The organism is Geodermatophilus sp. SYSU D00525 (assembly GCF_054050475.1).
On sequence record NZ_JBJGZK010000020.1, the window covers coordinates 1 to 24436 of the forward strand.

26 protein-coding genes are annotated in these 24436 nt (G+C 75.4%); 14 read left to right on the forward strand and 12 right to left on the reverse strand.

Translation table 11 applies throughout. The annotated features are described in order from the left end of the window. Positions 1-218: 218 nt before the first annotated feature. Positions 219-359, reverse strand: a complete 141-nt coding sequence (locus tag ACI796_RS16125; protein ID WP_456942238.1) for a hypothetical protein — start codon at positions 357-359, stop codon at positions 219-221. Positions 360-777: 418 nt separating this feature from the next. On the opposite strand from ACI796_RS16125, the gene ACI796_RS16130 reads away from it, so the two are divergent. The 6 genes from ACI796_RS16130 (at position 778) to ACI796_RS16155 (ending at position 8008) form a co-directional block, all read left to right on the forward strand. Then, positions 778-1932 carry a glutathione-independent formaldehyde dehydrogenase gene (locus ACI796_RS16130; RefSeq protein WP_456942239.1) on the forward strand — a complete coding sequence of 385 codons (1155 nt, stop codon included), beginning with the start codon at positions 778-780 and terminating at the stop codon, positions 1930-1932. 1 nt (position 1933) lies between these two features. Next, entirely contained in the window at positions 1934-2509 is a 576-nt protein-coding gene (locus ACI796_RS16135) for a type 1 glutamine amidotransferase domain-containing protein (RefSeq protein WP_456942240.1), read from the forward strand. After that, the gene (locus tag ACI796_RS16140; RefSeq protein ID WP_456942241.1) at positions 2506-2994 is read left to right on the forward strand and encodes a hypothetical protein; all 489 of its coding nucleotides are present in this window, start codon (positions 2506-2508) and stop codon (positions 2992-2994) included. The genes ACI796_RS16135 and ACI796_RS16140 overlap by 4 nt, the downstream gene beginning before the upstream one ends. Further along, a complete protein-coding gene (locus tag ACI796_RS16145; protein WP_456942242.1) occupies positions 2991-4166 on the forward strand; it encodes a zinc-dependent alcohol dehydrogenase in 1176 nt (391 codons plus the stop codon). The genes ACI796_RS16140 and ACI796_RS16145 overlap by 4 nt, the downstream gene beginning before the upstream one ends. A gap of 91 nt (positions 4167-4257) precedes the next feature. Then, positions 4258-4932, forward strand: coding sequence for a DUF1345 domain-containing protein (locus ACI796_RS16150; RefSeq protein WP_456942243.1), 675 nt, complete (start codon positions 4258-4260; stop codon positions 4930-4932). Positions 4933-5626: 694 nt separating this feature from the next. After that, positions 5627-8008, forward strand: a complete 2382-nt coding sequence (locus ACI796_RS16155; protein ID WP_456942244.1) for an endo-1,4-beta-xylanase — start codon at positions 5627-5629, stop codon at positions 8006-8008. Between the two features lie 59 nt (positions 8009-8067). On the opposite strand, the gene ACI796_RS16160 is transcribed toward ACI796_RS16155, so the two are convergent. Next, positions 8068-8385 carry a hypothetical protein gene (locus ACI796_RS16160; protein ID WP_456942245.1) on the reverse strand — a complete coding sequence of 106 codons (318 nt, stop codon included), beginning with the start codon at positions 8383-8385 and terminating at the stop codon, positions 8068-8070. 99 nt (positions 8386-8484) lie between these two features. Between ACI796_RS16160 and ACI796_RS16165 the strand changes: the two genes are divergently transcribed. Next, on the forward strand, positions 8485-8859 hold the full coding sequence (locus ACI796_RS16165; RefSeq protein WP_456942246.1) for a VOC family protein: 375 nt from the start codon (positions 8485-8487) through the stop codon (positions 8857-8859). 114 nt (positions 8860-8973) lie between these two features. After that, positions 8974-10524 (forward strand): phospholipase D-like domain-containing protein, encoded by a 1551-nt coding sequence (locus tag ACI796_RS16170; RefSeq protein WP_456942247.1) that lies wholly within the window; start codon positions 8974-8976, stop codon positions 10522-10524. Between the two features lie 12 nt (positions 10525-10536). Here ACI796_RS16170 and ACI796_RS16175 read toward each other — a convergent pair whose 3' ends face one another. From ACI796_RS16175 to ACI796_RS16185, 3 genes are read right to left on the reverse strand one after another with little or no spacing between them, the layout of a single operon-like run. Continuing rightward, on the reverse strand, positions 10537-11838 hold the full coding sequence (locus tag ACI796_RS16175; protein ID WP_456942248.1) for a hypothetical protein: 1302 nt from the start codon (positions 11836-11838) through the stop codon (positions 10537-10539). Further along, positions 11835-12239 (reverse strand): hypothetical protein, encoded by a 405-nt coding sequence (locus ACI796_RS16180; protein ID WP_456942249.1) that lies wholly within the window; start codon positions 12237-12239, stop codon positions 11835-11837. The genes ACI796_RS16175 and ACI796_RS16180 overlap by 4 nt, the downstream gene beginning before the upstream one ends. Beyond that, positions 12236-14083 (reverse strand): hypothetical protein, encoded by a 1848-nt coding sequence (locus tag ACI796_RS16185; protein ID WP_456942250.1) that lies wholly within the window; start codon positions 14081-14083, stop codon positions 12236-12238. The genes ACI796_RS16180 and ACI796_RS16185 overlap by 4 nt, the downstream gene beginning before the upstream one ends. 72 nt (positions 14084-14155) lie before the next feature. Here ACI796_RS16185 and ACI796_RS16190 point away from each other — a divergent pair, with 72 nt between their 5' ends. Then, the gene (locus ACI796_RS16190) at positions 14156-14926 is read left to right on the forward strand and encodes a MerR family transcriptional regulator (RefSeq protein WP_456942251.1); all 771 of its coding nucleotides are present in this window, start codon (positions 14156-14158) and stop codon (positions 14924-14926) included. Positions 14927-14942: 16 nt separating this feature from the next. Here ACI796_RS16190 and ACI796_RS16195 read toward each other — a convergent pair whose 3' ends face one another. Both ACI796_RS16195 and ACI796_RS16200 read right to left on the reverse strand, forming a co-directional pair. Continuing rightward, a complete protein-coding gene (locus ACI796_RS16195; RefSeq protein ID WP_456942252.1) occupies positions 14943-15728 on the reverse strand; it encodes a response regulator transcription factor in 786 nt (261 codons plus the stop codon). A 75-nt stretch (positions 15729-15803) separates the two neighbouring features. Beyond that, on the reverse strand, positions 15804-16013 hold the full coding sequence (locus ACI796_RS16200; protein WP_456942253.1) for a hypothetical protein: 210 nt from the start codon (positions 16011-16013) through the stop codon (positions 15804-15806). Positions 16014-16089: 76 nt separating this feature from the next. On the opposite strand from ACI796_RS16200, the gene ACI796_RS16205 reads away from it, so the two are divergent. The 5 genes from ACI796_RS16205 to ACI796_RS16225 all read left to right on the forward strand — a co-directional run bounded on the left by ACI796_RS16205 (position 16090) and on the right by ACI796_RS16225 (position 20341). Beyond that, positions 16090-16980, forward strand: coding sequence for an arginase family protein (locus tag ACI796_RS16205; protein ID WP_456942254.1), 891 nt, complete (start codon positions 16090-16092; stop codon positions 16978-16980). Positions 16981-17020: 40 nt separating this feature from the next. Next, positions 17021-17794 (forward strand): SDR family NAD(P)-dependent oxidoreductase, encoded by a 774-nt coding sequence (locus ACI796_RS16210; protein WP_456942255.1) that lies wholly within the window; start codon positions 17021-17023, stop codon positions 17792-17794. A 10-nt stretch (positions 17795-17804) separates the two neighbouring features. Further along, entirely contained in the window at positions 17805-18332 is a 528-nt protein-coding gene (locus tag ACI796_RS16215; protein ID WP_456942256.1) for a methyltransferase domain-containing protein, read from the forward strand. A 34-nt stretch (positions 18333-18366) separates the two neighbouring features. Next, positions 18367-19542 (forward strand): acyl-CoA dehydrogenase family protein, encoded by a 1176-nt coding sequence (locus ACI796_RS16220; RefSeq protein ID WP_456942257.1) that lies wholly within the window; start codon positions 18367-18369, stop codon positions 19540-19542. 109 nt (positions 19543-19651) lie between these two features. Continuing rightward, positions 19652-20341: a response regulator gene (locus tag ACI796_RS16225; protein ID WP_456942258.1), complete on the forward strand. Its 690-nt coding sequence runs from the start codon at positions 19652-19654 to the stop codon at positions 20339-20341. On the opposite strand, the gene ACI796_RS16230 is transcribed toward ACI796_RS16225, so the two are convergent. The 5 genes from ACI796_RS16230 to ACI796_RS16250 all read right to left on the reverse strand — a co-directional run bounded on the left by ACI796_RS16230 (position 20323) and on the right by ACI796_RS16250 (position 24153). Next, a complete protein-coding gene (locus ACI796_RS16230) occupies positions 20323-20541 on the reverse strand; it encodes a hypothetical protein (RefSeq protein WP_456942259.1) in 219 nt (72 codons plus the stop codon). The two genes, ACI796_RS16225 and ACI796_RS16230, sit on opposite strands and share 19 nt — an antisense overlap. Before the next feature lie 73 nt (positions 20542-20614). After that, on the reverse strand, positions 20615-21790 hold the full coding sequence (locus tag ACI796_RS16235) for a sensor histidine kinase (RefSeq protein ID WP_456942260.1): 1176 nt from the start codon (positions 21788-21790) through the stop codon (positions 20615-20617). A gap of 123 nt (positions 21791-21913) precedes the next feature. Next, the gene (locus tag ACI796_RS16240; protein ID WP_456942261.1) at positions 21914-22639 is read right to left on the reverse strand and encodes a DUF3618 domain-containing protein; all 726 of its coding nucleotides are present in this window, start codon (positions 22637-22639) and stop codon (positions 21914-21916) included. Positions 22640-22690: 51 nt separating this feature from the next. Continuing rightward, entirely contained in the window at positions 22691-23296 is a 606-nt protein-coding gene (locus ACI796_RS16245) for a phage holin family protein (RefSeq protein WP_456942262.1), read from the reverse strand. A 2-nt stretch (positions 23297-23298) separates the two neighbouring features. Beyond that, on the reverse strand, positions 23299-24153 hold the full coding sequence (locus tag ACI796_RS16250) for a hypothetical protein (protein ID WP_456942263.1): 855 nt from the start codon (positions 24151-24153) through the stop codon (positions 23299-23301). Between the last annotated feature and the right edge of the window lie 283 nt (positions 24154-24436).

Sequence of the window (24436 nt, forward strand, 5' to 3'; positions counted from 1 at the left end):
GCAGCCCGCCGCGCCCCCCCGCCCCCCCCCCCCCCCCCCCCCCCCCCCCCCCCCCCCCCCCCCCCCCCCCCCCCCCCCCCCCCCCCCCCCCCCCCCCGGCGGCGGTCATCAACGGAAGCGCTCCACCAGAGCCTGCCGCGTGCTGGACGTGCGCCCACTCTCCCGCGGCCGGCCTGATCTGGCCTACTCCGCAGCCAGCGACCGCGGGGCCGCCGTGGTCAGACGAGTCCCTCGTCGTGGGGCTCGATGCTGGCCGAGGGGTCCACCCCCTCGTCGGCGGCCGGCTGGACGGGGCCCTCGCCCGGCTCGGGACCGGAGCCGGCGGCGGTGTTCCGGGAGGACCGCTCCGGATCGGTCACGTCGGTGGTCGTCGGCGCCTGACCGATGCGCTCGGCGGCCGGCGTGCGCTGCGGATCCGGTCGTGTCGGGGACGCCACCGTCGGGTCTACGTCGATCCGGGCACGAGCCGGGCGAACTCCCCGCCCAGGTGGGACAGCACGTCGTCGAACTCGCCCGGCTCGGCCGCGTCGCGGGTCGTGGCCAGCACGGCGACCATCCCCTCCCGCGCCAGGGCCCGGTCCCTCGCCCGCGTCCGTCGTGACCGGGGCGCGGGGCCACCGGTCGTGGGCGCACTCCCCGACCCGGTCGGACCCCCAAGGGGACGTCGGCCGGCCCCGGATCGGCATGTCTGCCGATACCGGGCGGCCCGCCGCGCCGGGTGCAATCGAGGTCCCGACCCCCGCCGGGCGCGGGGACCACCCCCGACGAGGAGGCAGCGTGAAGGCAGTCGTGTACGACGGGCCCCGCCAGGTCAGCGTCAAGGAAGTACCGGACGCGCGGATCGAGCGGCCGACCGACGTCCTGGTGCGGATCACCTCGGCGAACATCTGCGGCTCGGACCTGCACATGTACGAGGGCCGGACCGACTTCGAGACCGGCCGCTGGTTCGGGCACGAGAACCTGGGCCAGGTGGTCGAGGTCGGCGACGGGGTCGACAAGGTGCAGGTGGGCGACTGGGTCGTCCTGCCGTTCAACATCGCCTGTGGGCACTGCAAGAACTGCGAGCGGCAGCTCACGAACTACTGCCTGACCGCCCAGCCGGAGCCGAAGATGGCCGGCGCCGCCTACGGCTTCGCCGACATGGGCCCCTGGGCCGGTGGGCAGGCGGAGCTGCTGCGCGTGCCCTGGGGTGACTTCAACTGCCTGCGGCTGGGTGAGGACGCCGAGCAGCGCCAGACCGACTACGTGATGCTCGCCGACATCTTCCCGACCGGCTACCACGCCACCGAGATGGCCGGCGTGAAGCCCGGTGACCAGACGGTCATCTACGGCGCCGGCCCGGTCGGGCTGATGGCCGCCCTCTCGGCCACCATCCGGGGGGCCGGCAAGGTGATGGTCGTCGACCGGCACCCCGACCGGCTCAAGCTGGCCGAGTCGATCGGCGCGATCGCCATCGACGACTCGAAGGTCGATCCGGTGCAGGCCGTCCTCGAGCAGACGATGGGGCTGGGCGCGGACAACGGCTGCGAGTGCGTCGGCTACCAGGCGCACGAGCCCGACGGCCAGGAGCAGGCCAACCTGACGATGAACCGGCTGGTCGCCTCGGTGCGCTTCACCGGGACGATCGGCACCGTCGGCGTCTACGTGCCGCAGGACCCCGGCGCCAGCGACGAGCTGGCGAAGCAGGGCAAGCTCGCCTTCGACTTCGGCATGTTCTGGTTCAAGGGCCAGCACATCGGCAGCGGCCAGGCGCCGGTCAAGAAGTACAACCGGCAGCTGCGCGACCTCATCGCCGGGGGCAAGGCCGAGCCGTCGTTCATCGTGAGCCACGAGCTGCCCCTCGACCACGCGCCGGAGGCCTACGAGCACTTCGACCAGCGGGACGACGGCTGGACGAAGGTCGTCCTGCACCCGGCGATGGCGGGGAGCTGACGTGGCCGGGGAGCTGAACGGACGGCGGGTCGCGATCCTGGCGGCCGACGGGGTGGAGCGCGTCGAGCTGGAGCAGCCCCGCCGGGCCCTGGACGACGCGGGCGCGCGGACCGACGTGCTGTCGATCCACGACGGCGAGATCCAGGCGCGCAACAACGACCTCGAGGACGCCGGCACCTTCGGCGTCGACCGGCTGGTCGGCGCGGCGTCGGTGGACGAGTACGACGCGCTGCTGCTGCCGGGCGGCACGGTGAACCCGGACCAGCTGCGCATGCAGCCGGCGGCGGTCGAGTTCGTGCGGGACTTCGTCGAGTCGGGCAAGCCGGTGGCGAGCATCTGCCACGGGCCGTGGAACTTCGTCGAGGCCGACGTCGCGCGAGGACGGCGGCTGACGTCGTTCCCGAGCATCCGCACCGACCTGCGCAACGCCGGCGCCGAGGTGGTCGACGAGCAGGTCGTCACCGACGGCAACATCACCACCAGCCGGTCGCCGGAGGACCTGCCGGCCTTCTGCGAGCGCATCGTGCAGGAGTTCGCGCGGGCACCGCAGACCGCCGCCGCGGGAGGTCGGGCATGACCCACTCCATCGGGAACGTGGCGTCCTTCGCCGCCCGCGCCGGCGGGAGCGTCGTCCGCCAGGTGCGGTCGGCCATCGACCCGTCCGCCGCCCGGCCGGCCGGCGCGGGCCGGTCGGCGTCCGGATGGCTCGTGGTGACCGTGTTCCGCGAGCCGTCCGACGTCGACACCGCGCGGCTGCCTGCCCCCCTCGCGGGGTTCGGGGACCGGATCGAGGTCCGCGTCCGCCCGGCCGCGGGCGGCAAGGGCACCGAGCTCGCGGCCCGGTTGCGCGACCGGCCGTCGCCGGGCACCGCCCTCGGCCGGCTGAGCGGCAACGACCCGCAGGCCGACCTGCGGTCCGCGCTGCGCCAGGCCAAGCAGCTCATCGAGGTGGGCGAGGTACTGGCGGTGGACCCGGCGCCGCACGGCAGGCGGACGGCGACGCCCGGTGGCGTGCTCCTGGAGGCGTGGACCCGGATGGCCCCCAGGGCAGGTGTGCGATGAAGGCGGTGACCTGGCGCGGGGTCAACGAGATCGGCGTCGAGGACGTCCCCGAGCCGAAGCTCCTCAACGACCACGACATCATCCTCGAGGTCGGCCTGTCGGTGACCTGCGGCTCCGACCTGCACCTGATGGGCGGGTACATCCCCGCGATGCGCGCCGGTGACGTGCTCGGGCACGAGTTCATGGGCACGGTCGCCGAGGTCGGGGCCGGGGTGACCAAGCACCGGGTCGGCGACCGTGTGGTGGTGGTCTCCTTCATCGGCTGCGGGCAGTGCTGGTACTGCAAGCAGGAGCTGTGGTCGCTGTGCGACAACGGCAATCCCAACCCGGGGATCACCGAGGCGCTGTGGGGTCAGTCCATCGGCGGCTGCTTCGGCTACTCGCACGCGATGGGCGGCTGGGCGGGCAGCCACGCCCCCTACATCCGGGTGCCCTACGCCGACCAGGGCGCCTTCACGATCCCCGACGGCGTCTCCGACGAGCGGGCGCTGTTCGCCTCCGACGCTGCACCCACCGGCTGGACCGGGGCGCACCAGGCCGAGGTCCGGCCGGGCGACGTCGTCGCGGTGTGGGGCGCCGGCGGCGTCGGGCAGATGGCCGCGCGCAAGGCGATGCTCATGGGCGCCGAGCGGGTCGTCGTCATCGACCGGTTCGACAACCGGCTCGAGCAGGTCCGCACGCACATCGGGGCGGAGACCCTCGACTACGAGGAGGTCGACGTCCCCGCGGAGCTGCGGGAGATGTCCGGCGGGCGCGGTCCGGACGTCTGCATCGAGGCGGTGGGCATGGAGGCGCACAGCCCGGGCCCGCAGTACCTCTACGACCAGGTCAAGCAGCAGTTGCGGCTGCAGTCGGACCGGCCGACCGCCCTCCGGGAGGCCATCTACGCCTGCCGCAAGGGCGGGACGGTGTTCGCGCTGGGCGTGTTCGGCGGCCTGGTGGACAAGTTCCCGATGGGGGCGGTGATGAACAAGGCGCTGACCCTGCGCGGCGCCCAGCAGCACGGGCACCGCTACGTCCCGGAGATCCTCGACCTGATGAGCCGGGACGAGGTGCGGACCGAGCACCTCGCCACCCACGTGATGCCGCTCGACGACGGGCCGAAGGGCTACCGGATGTTCAAGGAGAAGGAGGACGGGTGCGTCCGTGCGGTGTTCCGTCCGGGTGGCTGAGGCGACGCCGGACGTACCGCCACGGGGCCCGGCGCCGGGCCGGACGGTGGGCCGGCGCCGGGCCCCCGCCGGCCCGGTGCGGGGCGACCCGGTGAGCGCCGCGCCCCGCACGACGGCGGTGGCGGCGGGCCCACGGCCGACGATCCTGTCGTGGCGCCGCCTGCTGGTCTGTCTCGGCGGCGGGCTCCTCGCCGCCGTGCTGACCACGATCGCCGGCGTCCCCGAGCTCGCGGTCCTCGCCGGCTGGGCCGTGGCCGCCGGCGGCCTGCTGTTCTGGGTGTGGCGGATCAGCTGGCCGCGCGACGCGGAGGGGACCAAACGCCTGGCCGAGGAGGAGGGGCAGACCCGGGTCACGGACACGGCCGTGCTGGGTGCGGCGGTGGCCAGCCTCGCCGCCGTCGTCGAGGGCCTCGTCCGGTCCAGCTCCGGGGACGCCGTAGGGGTCGCCACCGTGGTGCTCGGCGTCCTGGTGGTGATCCTGTCGTGGGCGCTGGTCAACACGGTCTTCGCCCTCAAGTTCGCGCGCCACTACTACTCCGGTGGCGACGGCGGCATCGACTTCGGCCAGCGGGAGCCGCCTGCCTACAGCGACTTCGCGTACGTCGCGTTCACCGTCGGGATGAGCTTCGCGATGCCGGACACCCAGGTCGAGGACACGTCGATCCGCAGGGTCGCCCTCGGGCACGCTCTGCTGTCCTACCTGTTTGGCACCGTGGTGATCGCCGTGGCGGTGAACCTGGTGACCAACCTGGGACAGCAGGGATAGCGCCGGGGTGACGGCCGACGCGGTGTCCACGGTGCTGCGCCCTCCGACCAGCCGGCCACGGCGAGCAAACCTCCCGTGGCCGTGGAGGTGGACCCGTCGCCCGGCACGGACGTGCTCGGCGTGGTTGCCGTTGGTGGTGTTCGCCCCCGGGCCCCCTTGTGCGCCGCCGTGCGAACCGGCAGGTCGAGCGGCTCACGGAACGCCCGTGGACCGCCGTGAACGCGATCATGACGGCCCGGCAGCGTGGGGGTCAGGGGTCCGAGTCCCCTCAGCTCCACCCCTTCGGACCAGGGCCTTCGCCAGAAGGCCCTGGTCCGATCTCGTTCGTGGTCGCAGTCGGCTCCCCCTCACCTGTCAGCAGCAGGGCGCCCATGCGGTCGGCGACCTCGTGACTCGAGCGGCTCGCACCGGGACTGCAGGAGTCTCGGAGCCTCGGTTCTGGTGCAGGCGGGGTCGCCGGTGAGGCGCGCGCGTCGCCGGTAGCCCCCAGTACGGGCTCCAGTGCCGCGCGAGGGCGGGCAGGTCGCGGTCCGCGAACTCGATGTCTCCAGTTGGAGTCGGCCGTGCGGCGTTCGTTGACCGCGTCACATGTGGGGTGCTTCACTCCCTACCGATAGTTTCCGGAAGTTCTGGCACCGCTTCCGGGCCTTTCTCGCGCCGGCGCGGCGCCCCTCCTGAGGAGAACCACGACGCAATGAGCCGACGACGCCTCGCGGCCGGGACCACCGTCCTGGGCCTGCTCGCACCGCTGGGGGTCGGCCTGGCGCCCTCGGCCGCCGCTGCTCCGGCGACGGTGCACGAGACCGGCTTCGAGGACGGGACCGGTGGCTGGTACGGCCGCGGCTCCTCCGCGGCCGTGACCACCGACGTGGCCCGCACCGGTGCGCACAGCCTCCTCTCCAGCGGCCGCACCCAGGCCTGGCAGGGGCCCGGCGTCAACGCCCTGCCGTTCATGCCGGCCGGCACCTACGAGGTCGCGGCCTGGGTGCGGCTGCCGGCGGGCTCCGGCAGCGACCAGGTGACCCTGAGCGTGAAGCGGGTCAGCGGCGGCGCGACCGCCTACGAGACGGTCGCCTGGCAGGTCGCGGTGAGCGACGCCGACTGGACCCTGGTCACGGGCGAGTACACCCACGCGACGGACAACACCGAGCTCGAGCTGTACCTCGAGAGCCCGGACCCCACGCAGGACTTCTACGTCGACGACGTCACGGTCGTCGGCGAGGCCGCGGCGCCGAGTGAGCCGGGCACCATCCAGCCGGTCAGCAGCGACTTCGAGAGCGGCCTGCAGGGCTGGGGCCCGCGCGGTGACGCGCAGGTCGCCACCACGACGTCCGACGCGCACGGCGGCACCACCAGCCTGCTGACCACCAACCGGTTGCAGGCGTGGCAGGGCCCGACCCTCGACGTCACCGAGAGCCTGGCCGTCGGCAGGACCGTGCAGATCTCCTTCTGGGCGAAGCTGGCTCCTGGGCAGTCGGCGACGTCGGCGTCCCTGAAGGCCTCCATCCAGCGCGACCGCGCCGGCGCTGCCACCGGCTACGACAACGTGCCGGGCGCCAGCGCCGTCGTCACCTCCGACGCGTGGACGGAGATCACCGGCCGGTACACCCTGGGCGCGCCGATCGACACGGCGCAGCTCTACGTCGAGGGCGACGCGAACGTCAGCTTCCTCATCGACGACGTCTCGGTCGCCGAGTTCACCGAGACGCCGATCCAGGACGTGCCGGCCCTCCAGGACGTCCTCGGGAGCCAGGGCTTCGAGCACGTCGGCGTCGCCATCGACCAGCGGGAGACGGTGGGCCGGGCGTCACAGCTGGTGCAGCGGCACTTCAACGCCTTCACCCCCGAGAACGACGGCAAGCCCGCCGAGATCCAGCCCACCGAGGGGAACTTCACCTTCGGCGACCTCGACGCCCTGCTCGACTACGCCGACGCCAACGGCGTCCAGGTGTACGGGCACGTGCTCGCGTGGCACTCCCAGACCCCGGACTGGTTCTTCAAGGACGGCGACCGCGACCTGACGAACAGCCACGCGGACCAGGCCCTGCTGCGCGCCCGCATGGAGGCGCACATCAAGGCGATCGCCGACCACGTCAACGCCCGCTACCCCGACGGGAACAGCCCGATCTGGGCCTGGGACGTCGTCAACGAGGTCATCAGCGACAGCGACAACGCCAACCCGCACGACATGCGCGACAGCCGCTGGTTCCAGGTCCTCGGCGAGAGGTTCGTCGACGACGCCTTCCGCTTCGCCGACGAGTACTTCCCGCAGGCCGAGCTGTTCATCAACGACTACAACACCGAGATGCCGACGAAGCGGGCGGACTACCTGTCGCTGATCGCCGCCCTGCAGGAGCGGGACGTGCCGATCGATGGGGTGGGCCACCAGGCGCACATGGACTTCGCCCGCCCGGTGGAGTGGCTCGACGACTCGCTGACCGCCGTCGAGCAGCTCGACCCCTCCCTGCTGCAGGTCATCACCGAGCTGGACATCAGCACCTCGGCCGAGAACTACGGCGCCGACGTCAGCAGCGGCACCACTCCGCAGCACCGCCCCGGGATGGCCGACCAGGACGAGGCCGAGACCGAGAACGGGTACTACTACCGCGACCTGTTCGACGTGCTCCGCAGCCACTCCGACTCCATCGAGTCGGTGACCTTCTGGGGCATCAGCAACGCCCGCAGCTGGCTGCGGACGTGGCCGGCCGCTCGGCCGTGGGAGGCGCCGCTGCCCTTCGACGACGACCTGCAGGTGACCCCGGCGTACTGGGGGATCGTCGACCCGACGAAGCTCGCGGAGCGCCCGTCCGACCAGTTGGCCCCGCGCGTCGCCGGTCACGACCCGGTCTCCGCGGACTCGACGGGCGTCGCCGGCGCGAAGGTCCCGTACACGGTCACCGCCGGTGACACCCGGGACGGCGCGGTGACGGCGACGTGCACACCGCCCTCGGGGTCCCGGTTCCCGATCGGCACCACGAAGGTCACCTGCACGGCGACCGACGCGGCCGGGAACACCTCCAACCCGATGACCTTCGACGTGGTGGTCACCCGACGCGCACCAGGACCACGCGCCTGAACCAGGCACATCGTTCGACCGGCCCCCGACCACACCCGTGGCCGGGGGCCGGGGTCTCCTCAGGGCCGCCGGCCGCCCTCGCGCCCGGCGGCGCGGTCGCGTTCCCGCGCGGCGAACTCGCGGGCGTCGCGGGCCTCGCGGCGGAGGCGGTCGCCGGCCTCCGGGCGGGTCTCGGCGAGCTGGTCGAGGGTCTCGGCGAGCCGCGTCTCGGTGTCGACGATGCTGCGGGTGGTCCTGGCCAGCGCGTCGGCCAGCTCCTCGTGCCGGAGCCGGAGGTCCTCGGCCCGGCGCCGCACGGCCTCGGCCCGCCGCGCGAGGCGCCGGGTCCGGTCGACCTCCCCGGCGGAGGGTGCTCCGCCGTCCGCCCGGGCCGCCATGGCGGACAGCGTGACGCACCGGCGTGCGGCGCGGCAGCTCCCGCGTCCCCGGACGACGGGTGCCGTGCGGCCGGCGCCGCGACGCGCCAGGATCGCGGCGTGCTGCACGTGGGGGTCGTCGTCCTGGGGGTGCGGGACGTGCCGCGGGCCGCGGCCTTCTGGACGGCCGCGCTCGGCTACACCGTGCGCAGGGACGGCTTCGGCGGCTGGGCCACCGTCCTCGTGCCGCCCGACGGCGCCCCCGGCTGCTCCCTGGCGCTGCAGAGCAGCGAGACGCCGCCGCAGGACCACCCGCGGCTGCACCTGGACCTGCACGTCACCGGCGCCGCCGAGCAGGCCGCGGAGGTCGAGCGGCTGGTGGGCCTCGGCGCCGGACGCGTGGAGTGGGACGCCTACCCCGACGACCCCGACTTCGTCGTGCTCGCCGACCCGGAGGGCAACCGGTTCTGCGTGGTCGACCTGGCGCACGGCTGACCGCCGGGGACCGGCGGCGGGGCGGCCGCCGGTCGGGGTGGCCGGTGCCGGTCGCCCGACCCGGACGGGGGACGGCGCGGCGCGGGTGCTTGCGCAGGTCGGCAGACTGCCGGGGTGATCGAGAGCGCCGACGCCGCCGGGACGACCGCACGCATCCCCTCCCTCCCGGCTCCTCGGACCGCTCCGGTCCCCGCCCCGTCCGACGACACGCTGCTCGTCCCGGGGGAGACCTGCTGGCGGATCGAGCGCGCCGACCGGCACGCCGTCTTCGTCGACGCCGCCGACTACTTCGCCACCCTCAAGCGCGCGGTGCTGCGCGCCGAGCGGCGGGTGCTGTTCATCGGCTGGGACTTCGACCCGCGCATCCGGATGGACCCGCGCACGCCCGGCCGCGCCCGCGACGACCGCCTGGGCCGCGTGCTCGAGCACGCCGTGCGCGCCAACCCGCGGCTGGAGATCGGCGTCCTGCAGTGGGACCTCGGCATGGTGGTGGCGCTGACCCGCCGCATGGCCCCGATCGTGCTGCTCGACCGGCGCACGCCCGACCGGCTGCGGTTCACCGTCGACACGCACCACCCGCTCGGCGGCGCGCACCACCAGAAGATCGTCGTCATCGACGACTGCCTGGCCTTCGCCGGCGGCATCGACGTCACCGCCGACCGCTGGGACACCTCCGAGCACCGCGACCGCCACCCGCTGCGGCACCGGCCGCACACCACCCGGCTGCGCGGCCCCTGGCACGACGTCACCAGCCTGGTGTCCGGCCCGGCCGCCCGCGCCATCGGCGACCTCGCCCGCGAGCGCTGGGAGAGCGGCACGGGGGAGCACCTGGAGCCGGTGACCGACGTCGAGGTCTGCTGGCCCGAGGAGGTCGAGACCTTCCTCACCGACGTCGACGTCGCGGTCTCGCGCACCCGCCCCGAGTACGGCGGCGCCGAGCTGGTGCACGAGATCGAGCTGCTGTGGCTGGCCGTCGTCGCCGCCGCCCGGCGCACCGTCTACGTCGAGACGCAGTACTTCGCCAACCGCCGGGTCGCCGAGGCGATCGCCGAGCGGCTGCAGGAGCCCGACGGGCCGGAGTTCGTCGTCGTCCTGCCGCGGTCGGCCGACGGCTGGCTGGAGAGCAAGGCCATGGACACCGCCCGGGTGAAGCTGTTCGACCTGGTCTCCCGCGCCGACCGGTACGACCGGTTCCGGCTGCTCGTGCCGGTCACCGAGGAGCGCCGGCCGATCTACGTGCACGCCAAGGTGACCTGCCTCGACGACCGGCTGCTGCGGATCGGCTCGGCCAACCTCAACAACCGCTCGATGGGCCTGGACACCGAGTGCGACCTGTCGATCGAGGCCCGCACCGGCGACCCGCGCCACGACGAGCTGGCCGCCGCGGTCCTGGGCATGCGCCACCGCCTGCTCGGCGAGCACCTCGGGGTCACTCCGGAGGAGGTCGCGGCCGCGGTGGAGGAGCACGGCGGGTCGCTGGTCCGCGCCGTCGACGCGCTCATGCGGCCGACCGGGCGCTCGCTGGTGGCCTTCGAGGCGCCGGACCTCGACCCGGTGGAGCGGCTGCTCGCCGAGACCGAACTGCTCGACGCCGAGCACACCCCGAACCGCTGGCGCCGGGTGCGGCGGGCCTTCGCCGGCCGCCGCCGCCGTCAGCGCGGCTGAGCGTCCGGCGGGTCAGAAGCCGAAGAGCAGGCCCAGGCCCGCGACGGTGAACAGCACCATCACGAGCACGAGCGGCAGCTGGTCCGACGCCGGGGCCCGCGGCGCCACGCGCAGCGCCTTCTCGTGGGCCAGCAGCACGCCGACGACGTGGCCGAGCACGACCGCGCCGACCTGCACCCAGGCGATGAGGTCCGGGCTCACCGCGCGCAGGTCCACCACGTTCGCCGCCGTCCCGAACAGGTCCGCGCCGGTGCCGAACGGGTCGCTGGCGAGGATCCACGTCGTCTGCCCGTCGAGGGCGAGCAGCGAGAAGTAGTGCGCCACGGTGTAGCCGACCGCGATCGGCACCACCGACGCCGCGTACAGCCGGGGCTGCGGGCCGAGCGGGAGGCGGCCGAGGCGGCCCGAGAGCCGGGTGCCGAGCAGGTACAGGACCGCGACCAGCGCGGTGCACGCGGCGAGCCCGAGCGTGCCCGACAGCGTGTCGTCCGCCGCCCCCGGCCCGCTCTGCCACCACGCGGTGCGGGAGAGCCCGTCGAAGCCGGTGGAGCCGAGCAGCACCACCACGACGGCGGCCAGCCCCCGGCCGTCCGGACCGGCCATCGCGTTGGTCAGCGGCGAGCGGACGACGACGACGCCGTCGTCGCGCCGGCCGACCACCGACAGCCGGCCGAGGACGGTCGAGTACACCTCGAAGCCGTCGCCGCGGGCGAACCACCCCTCGCCGAACCAGGCCACCGCGGCCAGGTGCACTCCGGCGTACGCGACGAGGAAGACCGCGACCGTGACCGGCTCCGCCCGGCCCGGGAACACCAGCTCCAGCCAGACGAAGACCAGCAGCGAGGCGACCGCCGGCCAGAGCCCGAGGGCCGGCAGCCGGTCGGCGCCCCGCGGTGGTCCGGCGAGCACCCGCAGGCCGCGGGCGAGCAGCCGCAGGGGGTTGACCACCCGCCACACCGGCCCGAGCAGCAGGCTCGCCGGCACCAGCCCCACCCAGAAGGTCACGTAGAGGACCCAGGGCGCGAGGTTGTCCGCGGTGTCGTCGGGGCCCGCCAGCGCGACCACCAGCACGAGGACGGCGACGGCGAGCGCGACCGCCTGCCCGCCCCGGCGCAGCGGAGCGCTGTCCGCGGCGCGCTGCACCCAGGCCGGCAGCGGGTGCCCGGAGGCGGCGTCGCCCAGCTTGGGCCGGCGCCAGAACAGCAGCAGGACGGTGAAGCTGACCAGGATCGCCGCGCCCGCGCCGTAGAGCGCCAGGCCGAGGGGGAGGGGCAGGTCGGTGCGCGACCCGACGCCGTGCGCGAGGACGGTCACCCGACCTGCAGCGACAGCAGCACCGTCCCCGCCCCGTGCAGCTCCACCTCGAACACCCCGGGGACGTCCGCGGTGAACTCCACCGTCGCGGGCGTGCCCGGGGCCAGCGCTGCCTCCAGGTCGTAGCCGTGCACGTGCACCTCGTCGGCGACGTCGCCGGTCACGGTGAGGGTCACGTGCTCCCCGGCGGGGACGGGCACCCGGCCGGTGTCGCCGGTGACCTGCCCGCCGGCGACCTGCACCGCGAGCGCGCGGCCGGCCGGGGTGGTGGGGGCCGCCGTCGACGCCTCCGGGGAGGGGGCCGGAGTACCCGACGGCGCGCCCGCGTCGGACGGCGCGGTCCCGGCGCACCCGCTCAGGGCCACGACCGCGAGAGCGGCCAGGGTCAGGCGGCGGGTCACCGGCCGGCCCCGCTCGGCGCCGGGGCCGGGCTGTCCACCGGCCGGTCGGGGAGCCGCTCGCCGGCGCTGCTGCGACGCGAGTAGCGGCCCACGCCCCAGGAGATCGCCGCGACGATCGCGATCGTGCAGGCCAGGACGACGAGGTTGGCCGCGGTCCACAGCCCGCCGCCGGAGTCCTCGAGCTCCCGCTGCAGCAGCTCGATCTCGGGGATCGCCGCGCGGGTGACCCCGTCGGTGGCGGCGATCTCGTCGGCCGGGATGGCCGGGTCCTCGGGCAGGTAGATCGGCACCGCGGTGAGCACCCGGCCGTCGTGGATGCGCAGCATCGTCTTCCAGTCGTCGTGGACCGGGACCGGCTCGGTGGTCCGGTACTCGCCCGGCCCGGTGCGCTCGAGGTCGGTGACGACCAGGCCCTGGCCCTGCCACGCGGTGATCTGCACCCACGCCGGGTCGTCGAGGGCGTCGGCGGGGTCCAGCCGCACGGTGACGTCCGCCGTCCGCGGGTCGGTGGTGACGTCCTCGATCGCGAGGGTGGCCTCGAGGTCGTCGGGGACGGTCGCGACCAGCCCGTTGGTCACGCCGCCGGCGACCGCCAGCAGGCTGAGGACGAGCACGCCGCGCGCGACGGCGGGGCGGGGCAGCCGGCGGCGCAGGCCCAGCGCGAGCAGCGCGCCGACCAGCCCACCGGCGACGCCGCCGACGACGGCCATGAGGGTGCCCTCGACCAGGACGTCGCCGTTCCACTCGAGCACCTGGGTGACCCGGGTCCACAGGCCCTCGACGGCGGTGCCGACGGTCCCGACCAGGACGCCGGCGACCGCGCCGAACGCGAGCGGGCGGCGGGCGAGCGGCCAGGCCAGGGCGAGCAGCTCGACCAGCAGCGCGGAGCCCAGGTAGAGCGGGAACTGCGGCGTGACCTCGCCGAGGACCGGCCCGACGACGACGGCGATCGTGCCGCGGACGACGAGGAAGAACCCGGCGGCGGCCAGCGCCCCGCCCCGGCCCATCCAGAGCCGGGCGGCGACCAGCGCGGCCCCCGCGGCGCCGGCGATCAGGAACGGCTCGAGCACCAGGCGGAACTGCGGGACGTCGAAGTCGAACTCGCCCTGGAACACCGACAGGCCCAGCAGCAGGCCGCCCATCGCCGAGGCCTGCCGCAGGAACCGGGCGCGGTTGCCCACCTTGCGGCCGCCGTCGTCGGTGGACAGCCCGCCGTGGCCCTCCATCTCCAGGACCAGCAGCCCGACGATCGACAGGCCGGCGCCGCCGATGAGCATCAGGTGGGTGGGGCCCCACAGCGTGACGTCCTGGCCGAACAGGCGGTGCCAGACGTCGTCGAGGGGGAAGCCGAGCAGGGCGTAGAAGCCCGCCGCGGTGAGCAGCACGCCGCCGACCGGCACGTCCCAGCCGCGGACGAAGCGGACGGCGGCCGGGCCGGGGCGCTCGTCCAGCGGCATCGAGCAGGCCAGGACGCCGCCGGCGAAGACCCCGAACAGGCCGAACAGGATGAGGTAGTGCGCGGGGTTGGCCAGCGGGCCCTCGTCGCGGCCGACGCCGATGTGCAGCGCGATGTCCCACATCATCCCGAGCAGCGCGACCAGCAGGGACGCCGTCGTCAGCACGGTCGGGAGGGCGACCCAGCCGGGGACGTGGGTGGCCCGGCCGAGGGCGTCCCCGGCGCGGGCGAGCACCGTCGTCCGGCGGGTGCGGTGCGCCCACACCAGGCCGAGCAGGACGGCGGTGAGGGCGAACCCGATGGCGGAGGCGAGCACGACCTCGCCGAGGGCGGCACCGCCGGCGGGACGGTCCTCCACGGCGAGCAGCACTGGTCCCAGGGGCGTCACGCCGGGTATGGAACACCATTTGACGTGACATCGCAAAGTGGCACATCGGGACACCGTTACGATCAGGTCCTGATGGAGGCTGAGGAACGGGTTGCCGCGACCACCGGTGACGGTGACCGGGAGCTGACGGTCGACGAGCTCGCCGCGCGGGTGGGCATCACCGTGCGCAACGTGCGGGCCTACGCGGCCCGCGGGCTGCTGCCCCCACCCCGGCTGGTGGGGCGCACCGGCTACTACGGCCCCGAGCACGTCACCCGGCTGCTGCTGGTGCGCGAGATGCTCGCCGAGGGCTACTCGCTCGCCGTCATCGAGCGGACGCTGGCCACCGCCCCGGCCGTCGGCGGCTCGGCCGCTCTGGCGCTGCACCGCGCCCTGCTGGCGCCCTGGCTGCCGCCGGAGCCGGAGGAGACCACCCCCGAGGAGCTCGCCGCCCGGGCAGGCGTCCCGGTGGACGCGGCCACCGTCGACGAGATGGTCCGGCTCGGCCTCGTGGAGCGGCTCGACGACGGCCGGCTGCGCGTCAACGACCCGCCGCTGCTCACCGCCGGCCTGCAGGTCGTCCAGCTCGGCGTGCCGCCGTCGGCGCTCATCGCCGCCCAGGCCCGGGTCATCGAGCTGGTGCGGGAGATCGCGGCCACCTACGTCGGCATGTTCGTCGAGACCGGGTGGCGCGCGCTGCTCGAGGAGGGCGCCCGGCCCGACCGGCTCGACCGGGTCCGCGCCATGGTCGACCGGCTGCAGCCGGCCGCCGCGCAGGCGCTGCTGGCGAGCTTCCGCACGGAGATGGCCGCCGCGGTCGGCGCCGCGGTGCAGGCCGAGCTCGGCGCGCTCGCCGAGGAGTGAGCCGAAGCCCGTCCCGTCAGCCGGCCCGGGGTCGTGGTTGCGGGAGGACGCCCAGCTCGCGGGCCCGGTCGACGGCCAGCAGGCGGTCGTGGCGGTCCAGCTTGCGGTAGGCGTTCTCTAGGTGCTTGTGCACCGTGCGGTCGCTGACCCCCAGCAGGCGCGCGACGGCGCCCGCGGTCAGCCCGCTGCCGACGTGGCCCAGCACCTGGACCTCCCGGGCGGTGAGCCCCGGCCACTCGGCCGCCGCGGCGCCCGCCGGTGCCGTCGTCGTCCCCGTGCCGACCGTCCGGTCCAGCAGCGCCAGGACCGGTTGCAGGGCGCGGGCCGACGCCAGCTCGTCGTCGGTGAAGTCGGCACCCGACCGGTTCACCGTCCACACCCGGCTGCCGCCGGCCGCCCGCCGCGCGGTCATGATCGTCAGCTGGTGCTCGGCGCCGCCCGGGCGCAGCATCTCCACGTAGGCCGGGCTCCGCAGCAGCTCCGCGCGCGTCGCCACGTCACTCAGCCGCCGCGGGGCCGGGATGCCGCGGGACCGGTCGGCGCGGTAGCTGCGCACGACCGGGTGGCCGTCGGCGACGTCGAGCAACTGCCGCGCCAGGTCGCCGGCGGGCCGACCGCCCCGCGGGTGGCGCTGCACCTCGGCCGACCGGACTGCCAGGTCGAGCGCGACGTGACCGACGAAGTCGGCGCCGAGGAGGTCCACCAGGCTCTCGGCGACCACGCGCAGGTACTCGGCCCGGTCGACGACGCCGGCGAGCCGGGAGGCCAGGTCCGGCGCCGCCGGCATCCGTGCGCTCGACAAGGCGACTCCCGCCACTCGCCGCCGGAGGTGTGCGGTCGCCAGCGTGGCACCGGCCCGCCCGGGGCGCGAGGTGTGCTAGTCGGCCGGCCGGCGGTCGCGCCCGGCCGACGGCTCGTCGATGCGCTCGTGGGAGCCGTCGAGCCCGTCGCGCTCGCGGGCGGCCAGCCGCCGGTCGCGCACCACGGCGGCGACGACGACCGCGACCAGGACGGCCGCCGGCACGAAGAACCCGGCGGTGGCGATCAGGCTCAACCCGTCGGTCGCCAGGACGCTCGTGCCGGACACGCCCTCCATGTGACACCGATCGGTGTCACGGTGTCAAACCGGCGCACCTGTCGGCACCCGGCGGTAGGACACCGGCATGAGCCCGCGCCGCTCGCTCGACCTGCTGGCCGCCCCCTCCAGCGCCGCGGCGCACTGGGCCGGTCAGGAGCGCGCCTGGGCGGCGCTGGCCGCGGCGGGGCTGGCGGAGGAGCTCGGGCGGACGCGGGAGGTCGCCGTCCGGGAGCTGTTCCCGCCGGTCCGGTGGGCCGCCGGCCCGGCCCCGGCGGGGCGGGTGCGCGACGCCGCCCGCGTCGTCGCCGGCCTGGCCGCGGTGCAGGACGCCGCAGCCGCGACGCTGCGGGCCGGCCGGCTGCCGGTCGTGGTCGGCGGCGAGTGCACGACGACGGTCGGGCTGGTCGCCGGCGCCCGCGCCGCGGGCCGGTCCCCGGGGCTGGTCTACGTCGACGGCGGCGTCGACCTGCGCACCCCGGCCGACAACCCGACCGGCGTCGCGGACTCGATGGCGCTGGCGCACGTGCTGGCCCTGCCGGGGTCCGACCCCGAGCTGCTCGCGGTCGGACCGGTGCGGCCGCTGCTCGCGGTGGACGACGTCGTGGCGGTGGGCGTCCGGGACGTCGAGCCGGACGCGACGACCGCGGCCCGGATCGGCCTCGGCACCGTCCCGGCCGGCGCGGTGGCGGCCGACCCCGAGGGCGCCGCCGCCCGGGCCGCCGCGGAGGTGGACCGGCCCGACGGCTTCCTCGTGCACCTCGACGTCGACGTCGTGGAGTTCCTCGACCTGCCGCTGGCCGACGTGCCGGACCACGGGCGGGGGCTGCCGCTCGACGCCGTCGCCGCGGTGCTGCGCCGGCTGTGCGCCGAGGACGGCTTCGGCGGCCTGTGCCTCACCGAGGTCAACCCCGACCACGCGCCGGACCCCGGCGAGGTGGCCCGGCTGGTGGCGGTCCTCGCCGCCGCGCTGGCCTGAGCCGCGGTTCCGCGCGGGCACCGCGGGGGAGGAGCAGGGCATGGCCACCACCACCTTCGACTTCACCGGCTCCGTCGTCCTCGTCACCGGCGGCGGGACGGGCATCGGCCTGGCGATCACCCGGGCCTTCCTCGACGCCGGCGCCACCGTCGCGGTCACCGGCCGCCGGCGGGAGCGGCTGGAGTCCGCCCTCGAGGGCGTGCCGGCCGAGCGCGGGGCGGCGCTGCCCGCGGACGTCTCCGACCCGGCCCAGGTGCGGCAGCTGGTCGCCGACGTCGTCGACCGGTTCGGCCGGCTCGACGTCGTGGTCAGCAACGCGGCCGGCTACGAGAGCGGGGAGGTCACCGACCTCGCCGACGACGCGTGGGAGCGGATGCGCGCCACCAACGTCGACGCGTTCTTCCACCTCGCCAAGGCCGCGCTGCCGCACCTGGCGGAGTCCGGCGGCAACCTGGTCGCCGTCTCCTCGGTGTCCGGGCTGCGCGGCGACTGGGGGCAGGCCGGCTACAACGCCACCAAGGCCGCGGTGACCAACTTCGTGCGCTCGCTGGCGCTGGACTGGGGCCCGCGCGGCGTGCGGCTCAACGCGGTCGCGCCGGCCTTCACCTTCACCGAGCTCAACGCCGACGCGCCGCGCGACGACCAGTCGCTGGCGCCGTTCCGCAACCGCATCGCGCTGGGCCGGCCGGGGGAGCCGGAGGACATCGCGCCGTCGGTGCTGTTCCTCGCCTCCGAGGGCGCGCGGTACGTCACCGGCGCGGTGCTGGCCGTCGACGGCGGCACCAGCGCCTCCACCGGCCAGGCCCACGTCTGAGGGCGCCCGCGTGACCGCCCGCCCGACCTCCGGCCGGCTGGCGTTCGTCGCCGGCGTGGTCGCGGCGGCGCCGGGGGAGCGGGTGCTCGAGGTCGGCTGCGGCGCCGGCGCGCTGGTCACGGAGCTGGTGGCCGCGGTCGGTGACGGGCGGGTGGTCGCGGTGGACCGGTCGGCACGGATGGCCGCCGCCGCCGCCCGGCGCAACCGGGCGGCGGTCGACGCCGGCCGGGTGCGGGTCCTCGCGGCGCCGCTGCTCGACGCCGACCTCGCCGGCGAGCGCTTCGACGCCGTCGTCGCCGTCGACGTCCGGGCGTTCTGGACGCCCCCGGCGCCGGAGTGGGACGTCGTCGCGCGGGTGCTGGCCCCCGGCGGGCGCGTGGTCCTCGGGTTCTCGGTGATGCGCCCGGACGACCGGGACCGCGTGCGGGCGGCCGTGGCGCGGACGGCGAGGGAGCGCGGGTTCGAGGTGACCACGACGGCGGAGGCGGCCACCGCGCCGTTCCCGACGGCCGCGGTCGAGGTGCGCCGTCCCGGGTAGGGGAGGGGCCACCCACCGACGGGAGGACCCTGCGATGACCGACGAGCTGCCCGGCGACCTCTACGGCTACGAGACGCTGCTCGACGACGAGGAGCGCAAGGAGCTGGCGGGCATCCGGCGCTTCCTGGCCGAGGAGGTCCGGCCACGGGTCAACGACGCCTGGGCGTCGTCGGAGTTCCCGATGGACCTGGTGCCGCGCTTCGCCGAGGAGGGCATGGTCGGGCGCAGCTACGACCTGGAGCACCGGCCGCGCGCCTCCCGGCTGTTCACCGGGTTCATCGCGCTGGAGGCCGCGCGGGTCGACCCGTCGATGGCCACCTTCCTCGGCGTGCACAACGGCCTGTCGATGGGCTCGATCGTGCTGCTGGGCTCCGACGAGCAGCGCGCCCGGTGGGTGCCGGACATGGTCGCGCTGGAGAGGATCGGCGCGTTCGCGCTCACCGAGCCGCACGGCGGCTCCGACGTCGCCCGGGGGCTGGAGACCACCGCCCGCCGCGACGGCGACGGGTGGGTGATCGACGGCGCCAAGCGGTGGATCGGCAACGGCACCATCGCCGACGTCGTCGTGGTGTTCGCCCGCGACGTCGCCGACGACGCGGTGAAGACCTTCGTCGTCGAGAAGGGCACGCCCGGGTTCACGCCCACGAAGATGGAGGGCAAGTACGCCCTGCGCACCGTGCAGAACGCCGACATCGTCTTCGACGGCTGCCGCGTGCCCGCGGAGAACAAGCTCGAGCACGGCAACTCGTTCAAGGACGTCAACCGGGTGCTCAAGCTGACCCGCGGCGGCGTCGCGTGGTCGGCGGTCGGCTGCCAGATGGGCGCCTTCGAGGCGGCGGTCGCCTACGCCAGGGAGCGCGAGCAGTTCGGCCGCCCGATCGGCGGTTTCCAGCTGGTCCAGGACCTGCTCGCCCGGATGGCCGGCAACGTCACCGCGAGCCTCGGCATGGCGGTGCGGGTGTCCCAGCTGCAGGAGGAGGGCGTGTTCAAGGACGAGCAGGCGGCGCTGGCCAAGGCGTTCGTCACCGGCCGGGCCCGCGAGACGGTGGCGCTGGCCCGGGAACTGTTCGGCGGCAACGGGATCCTGCTGGAGAACGACGTCGTGCGGTACTTCGCCGACGCCGAGGCGCTGTACTCCTACGAGGGCACCCGGGAGATCAACAGCCTGATCGTCGGGCGGGCGCTGACCGGGATGAGCGCCTTCGTCTGACGCCACCCCGCCCGGGTGAGGCGGCCGCGGCCCGGGTGGAGGCCGGCCGCGCCGCCGCCGTTGCTCCCACCGGGGGCGGCCGTCCGGGTCGCCGGGACGGAGGCGCGCGGTGGCCGGGCAGTCGGTGCTGGTGGTGGAGGACACCCCGGAGATCCGCGAACTCGTCACCACGGTGCTCGCCCGCGCCGGGCTCGACGTGCGGGCCGTGGCCACCGGTGTCGAGTGCCTCGCCGAGGTGCGCCGGTCCACGCCCGACCTCGTCGTGCTCGACCTCGGCCTGCCCGACCAGGACGGCACCGAGGTCTGCCGCCGGCTGCGCGCCGAGAGCGGCTGCTACGTCCTCATGCTCACCGCCCGCGCCGAGGAGGTCGACCTGCTCGTCGGCCTCGCCGTCGGCGCCGACGGCTACATGGCCAAGCCGTTCTCCCCGCGCGAGCTGGTCGCCCGCGTGCAGGCGATGCTGCGGCGCCCCCGGCTCGCGCTCGCGCCGGCCGAGGACGCCGTCGTCCGGCTGGCCGACCTCGAGGTGGACGAGGACAGCCGCGAGGTGCGCGTCGACGGCGTCGTCGTCGACCTGACCCGCACCGAGTTCGACCTGCTCGCGGCGCTGGCCGCCCGGCCCGGCCGCGTGCTGCAGCGGGAGACGCTGCTGCGCGAGGTGTGGCGCACCGACTGGGCCGGCAGCCTGCGCCTGGTGGAGGCGCACATGTCCAACCTGCGCCGCAAGCTGACCGCGGCGGGGCTGCGGGCGGCGCAGATCCGCACCGTCCGCGGGGTGGGCTACCGGCTGGTGGCCTGACCGCCGCGCGGCTCGGGCACCCGGCCGGTGCAGCAGGTGGCCCGGGCGCGCAGCCGCCGCACCAGGACCGGGTCGGCGGCCGGGGACTGCGGGGCGGCGGGCGCCGCGGCGGAGTCGTCGAGGAAGGCCAGCAGCCGGGCCGGCAGCTCACTGCCGGGACTCGGGTTCCTCTGCGCGGTGCCGCCGTCCTGCGTGCTCACGACCGGGAGCCTGCCACCGGCTGCGCGGCCCCTCCGCGGGACCCCCGCGACGGAGCCGCGGGGACGTGTGCTCTCAGCGCGGCAGCACCAGCGTCGCCGTGGTGCCGCCGCCCTCGGTGCCGGCCAGCTCCAGCCGGCCGCCGTGGGCGGCGGCGATCGCCCGGGTGATGGACAGCCCCAGCCCGACGCCGGGCACGCCCGCCCGGCGGGCGCTCGCGGCCCGCTCGAACCGCTCGCCGATGCGCTCCCGGTCCGCGGCGGCGATGCCGACGCCGGTGTCCCGCACGTGCACGCGCACGCCCGCGTCCCCGGCGTCGACGGAGAGCTCCACCCGCCCGCCGCGCGGCGTGGACTTGACCGCGTTGGAGACCAGGTTGTCCACCGCCTGGGCGAGCCGGACGGCGTCGCCGGGGACCACCGGCCCGGCCGCGGGCAGCCGCGTGGTCAGCGTCACCCCGGCGGCCGCCGCGGCGACCCGGGCGGACTCCTCCGCGGCCGCGACGAGGGCGGTGAGGTCGACCTCGCCGGGGGTGAGCGCGAACCGGCCGGCCTCGACCTGCGCGGTGAACAGCAGGTCGCCGACCAGCCGCTCGAGGCGGTGGGCGTTGCGGGTGACGACGTCCAGCGCGTGGCGGTGGCCGGCGTCGAGGGCGGGGTCGTCGAGCACGACCTCGAGCCAGCCGAGCACCGCCGACAGCGGGGTGCGCAGCTCGTGGCTGACCAGGGCGACGAACTGGTCCTTGAGCCGCTCGGCGGCGCGCACCTCGGTCATGTCGGTGCCGACGAAGGTCCAGCCGGCGGGGCCGCCGTCGTCGTCGGCGCGCGGGGTGACGGCCACCGAGACGGTGCGCCGGGTGCCGCCGGCGGCCACGTAGGTCCAGTCGCGGACGTCGCTGCCGCGCACGGCGGCGACGGACACCAGCGCGTCCAGGCCGCGGCCGGCGAGCTCGGCGGGGTCGTGGAAGTCGGTGATCCGGCGCCGGCGGACGACGTCGGCGCGGGGGACCCCGAGCAGCCGCTCGGCGCCGGGGTTCCACACGCGGACGACGCCGTCGCGGTCGGTGCCGACGACGGACTGCTCGGTGATCGCGTCGACGACGCTGGTCATCGTGGCGGCGCGGGCGCGCAGCATGCGGGCGGCGACGGCGAGCTCCTCGCCGCGGGCGTCGACCAGCGCGGTGAGCGTCGCCCGCTCGGCCCGCAGCGCGGCGACCTGCGCGCGCAGCTCCGCGACCTCGGCGTCCGTCACACCGGCAGCGTCGGCCGCGGCCGGGCGCGGCTGCAGCCGGTCCCGGGCCGGGTCACCCGGCGAGGGGAGACACGACAGCGCCCCGCCGGGGGGACCCGGCGGGGCGCTGTCGACCTGCTGGAACTAGCTCGAGGACGCCTGGCTCTGCACGGACTCGCGGGACTGCTGGGCCTGGCCCTGCACGTCCTGCGCGGCCGACTGGCCCTCCTGCTTGACGTTCTGCGCCGCGTCCTGCGCGGTCGACTTGACCTCCTCGACAGCCTGCTGGGCGGCCGGCTTGAGCTGCTCGCCGACCTCCTGCACCGCCTGCTTGGCCGGGGCGAGCAGCTCGTCCTTGTGCTCGCGGACCGCGCTCTCGGCCTGCTCGGCCAGCTGCCGCTCCTTCTCGGTGGCGGGCAGCAGGCTCGACACCAGCCAGCCGACACCGAAGGCGATCAGCCCGGCCGCGAGGGGGTTGCCCTGCGTCTGGCGGACCACCGCGTCGGGGGCCTGCTGGACGGCGTGCGCCGCCTGGGAGGCGGCGTCCTGGACGGTGCCGGCCGCGCTCGACGCCGCGCCCTGCACGGTGCCGGCCGCGTTGGACGCCGCACCCTGCACCGAGCCGACGGCGTGCTGCGCCATGCCGCGGGCGTCCTGCGCGGTGCCGCGCGCCGAGGACCGGGTGTCGTGGGCCGAGCCCATGACCTTGTCCTTGACGTTGGCGAAGCGGCCCTTCGCCGAGGACATCCGCCGGTCGATGACGCGGGCGGGGTTGACCTTCTCGTTGAGGGCGTCGACGTCGTAGCTCAGCTCGCGACGCGTCTCCTCGATCTGCCGCCGGATGACGTCCGGGTCACTGCTGCTGGTCATGTCTGCTCCAGGGGGTGTGGTGGCCTGACCGGTCGGGTCGCGGGCCGAGGGTCAGTGGGGCTTGAGGGCGCCGGGGACCTGCTGGAGGGTGTCCACGGTCCGTTCGGGCTTCGGGTTCACCTGCCGGAACTTCTTGCGTCCCATGGCGTAGGCGACGGCCCCGATGACGCCCCAGATGACCGCCACGATCAGTGCGGCCAGGCCGGCGTCCATCACGTTCTCCAGCGCCCACCACAGGGCGAAGGAGAGGAACAGCACCGTCATGTAGCCGGCGAAGCCCGCGGCGCCGAACATGCCCGCGCCCTGCCCGGCCTTCTTGGCCTCGACCTTGAGCTCGGCCTTGGCCAGCTCGAGCTCCTGGCGCATGAGCACCGAGAGGTCCGTGGTGACCTCGCTGATGAGCTCACCGACGGAGGTGCCGGAGACCTCGGGCCGGCCGGCCTCGGTCATCGGGGTGCCGCGCTCGCCGGCGTGCGCCCCGTAGGACTCAGTCGGGTACTCCTGCTGGCCGGCGTACTCCTGCTGGCCCGCGTAGCCCTGCTGACCGGAGTAGCCCTGCTCGTAGCCGGGGGTCACGGCGTAGTTCGACTGCGGCGGCTCCGGGGGGTAGCCCTGCTGGCCGCCCACCGGCGTGGCGCCGGAGTAGGGGGAGCTCATGGTCAGACCCCCTGGCCCGGGCGGCGGGTCGGGTCGTCCCAGCCGGCGGGTGCCGACGGCGGCACCACGCTGCCGGCCGGCGGGACCGTGCCGTACGGCGGGGGCGGCACCGGGGTGCCGGGGGTGGCGGCGTGCTCGCCGTAGGAGCCCGTGGTCGTCTCGTAGCCGCCGGTCGTCCCGTAGGAGGAGGTCGTCTCGTAGCCCGAGTAGGTCGGGGCCGGGTCGACGTAGTTGCCGGCGGGGTACGTGGACGGCGTCGAGGCGAACTGCTGCGAGCCGGACGAGGAGCCGTTGCTGTGCGCGGCCTTGACGCCGCTGGTCAGCCGCCCGGCGAGGACGCCGGCGACGGCGGCGCCGAGCAGGAAGGTGCCCGGCCGACGGCGGGCGAAGGAGCGGACCTCCTCGAGCAGGTCGGCCGGCTCGCGGTTCTGCAGCATCTCCGCGAACTCCTGGACCTTGCCGGCGCCCTGCTGGATCAGGTCGCGGGCGGGGCCGGGGGCCGGGGCGTTGCCGTCGACCATGCCGCGCAGCTGCTCGGCCAGGCTCGACAGGCTCTGGCCGGCCTTCTGCTGCTGCGACACGACCTGCTGGCGGGCCTGGGTGCGGCCCTGCTCGACCAGGCTCTGCGCCTGCTGCTTGGTCTCGGCGACGACGTTCCTGGCCTCGTCCGCGGCGGTCGAGGCGACCTGGGAGCCGGCCTCCTTCGCGGTCTGGCCGACGTTGCGGGCCTCGTCCTTCGCGACGTCGGTGGTCGACGGCGAGCCCGAGGTGGTGGTCGAGGTCGTACTCGTCTCCCCGTAGCCGCTGGCGCCCGAGGAGGGCGGCGGCGGGAGGGGGGCGTCGATGGAGTGGGTCATCGTTCCTCCTGAGTGGATCTCGGTCGAGGCTGGCGCTACCCAGAACTGGATCACTCACACACATCCCGGCGACGGCCGTCGCCGGGACGGATGCGGGTGGAGCGGGGCCGGCGACGAGTGGCGCCGGCCGGTGGACCGTGGGGAAGACGCGGTCGGGGAGCCGGCGGCCCGGACGTCCGTGCCCGGCGGAGTCGCCGTTCCCGCAGGCCACGGGCTACCCGGACGCACGGGTCCGAAACCGCGGCGGGGCCCCCAGGGACCGCAGGTAAGGTGAGCCTTCCCT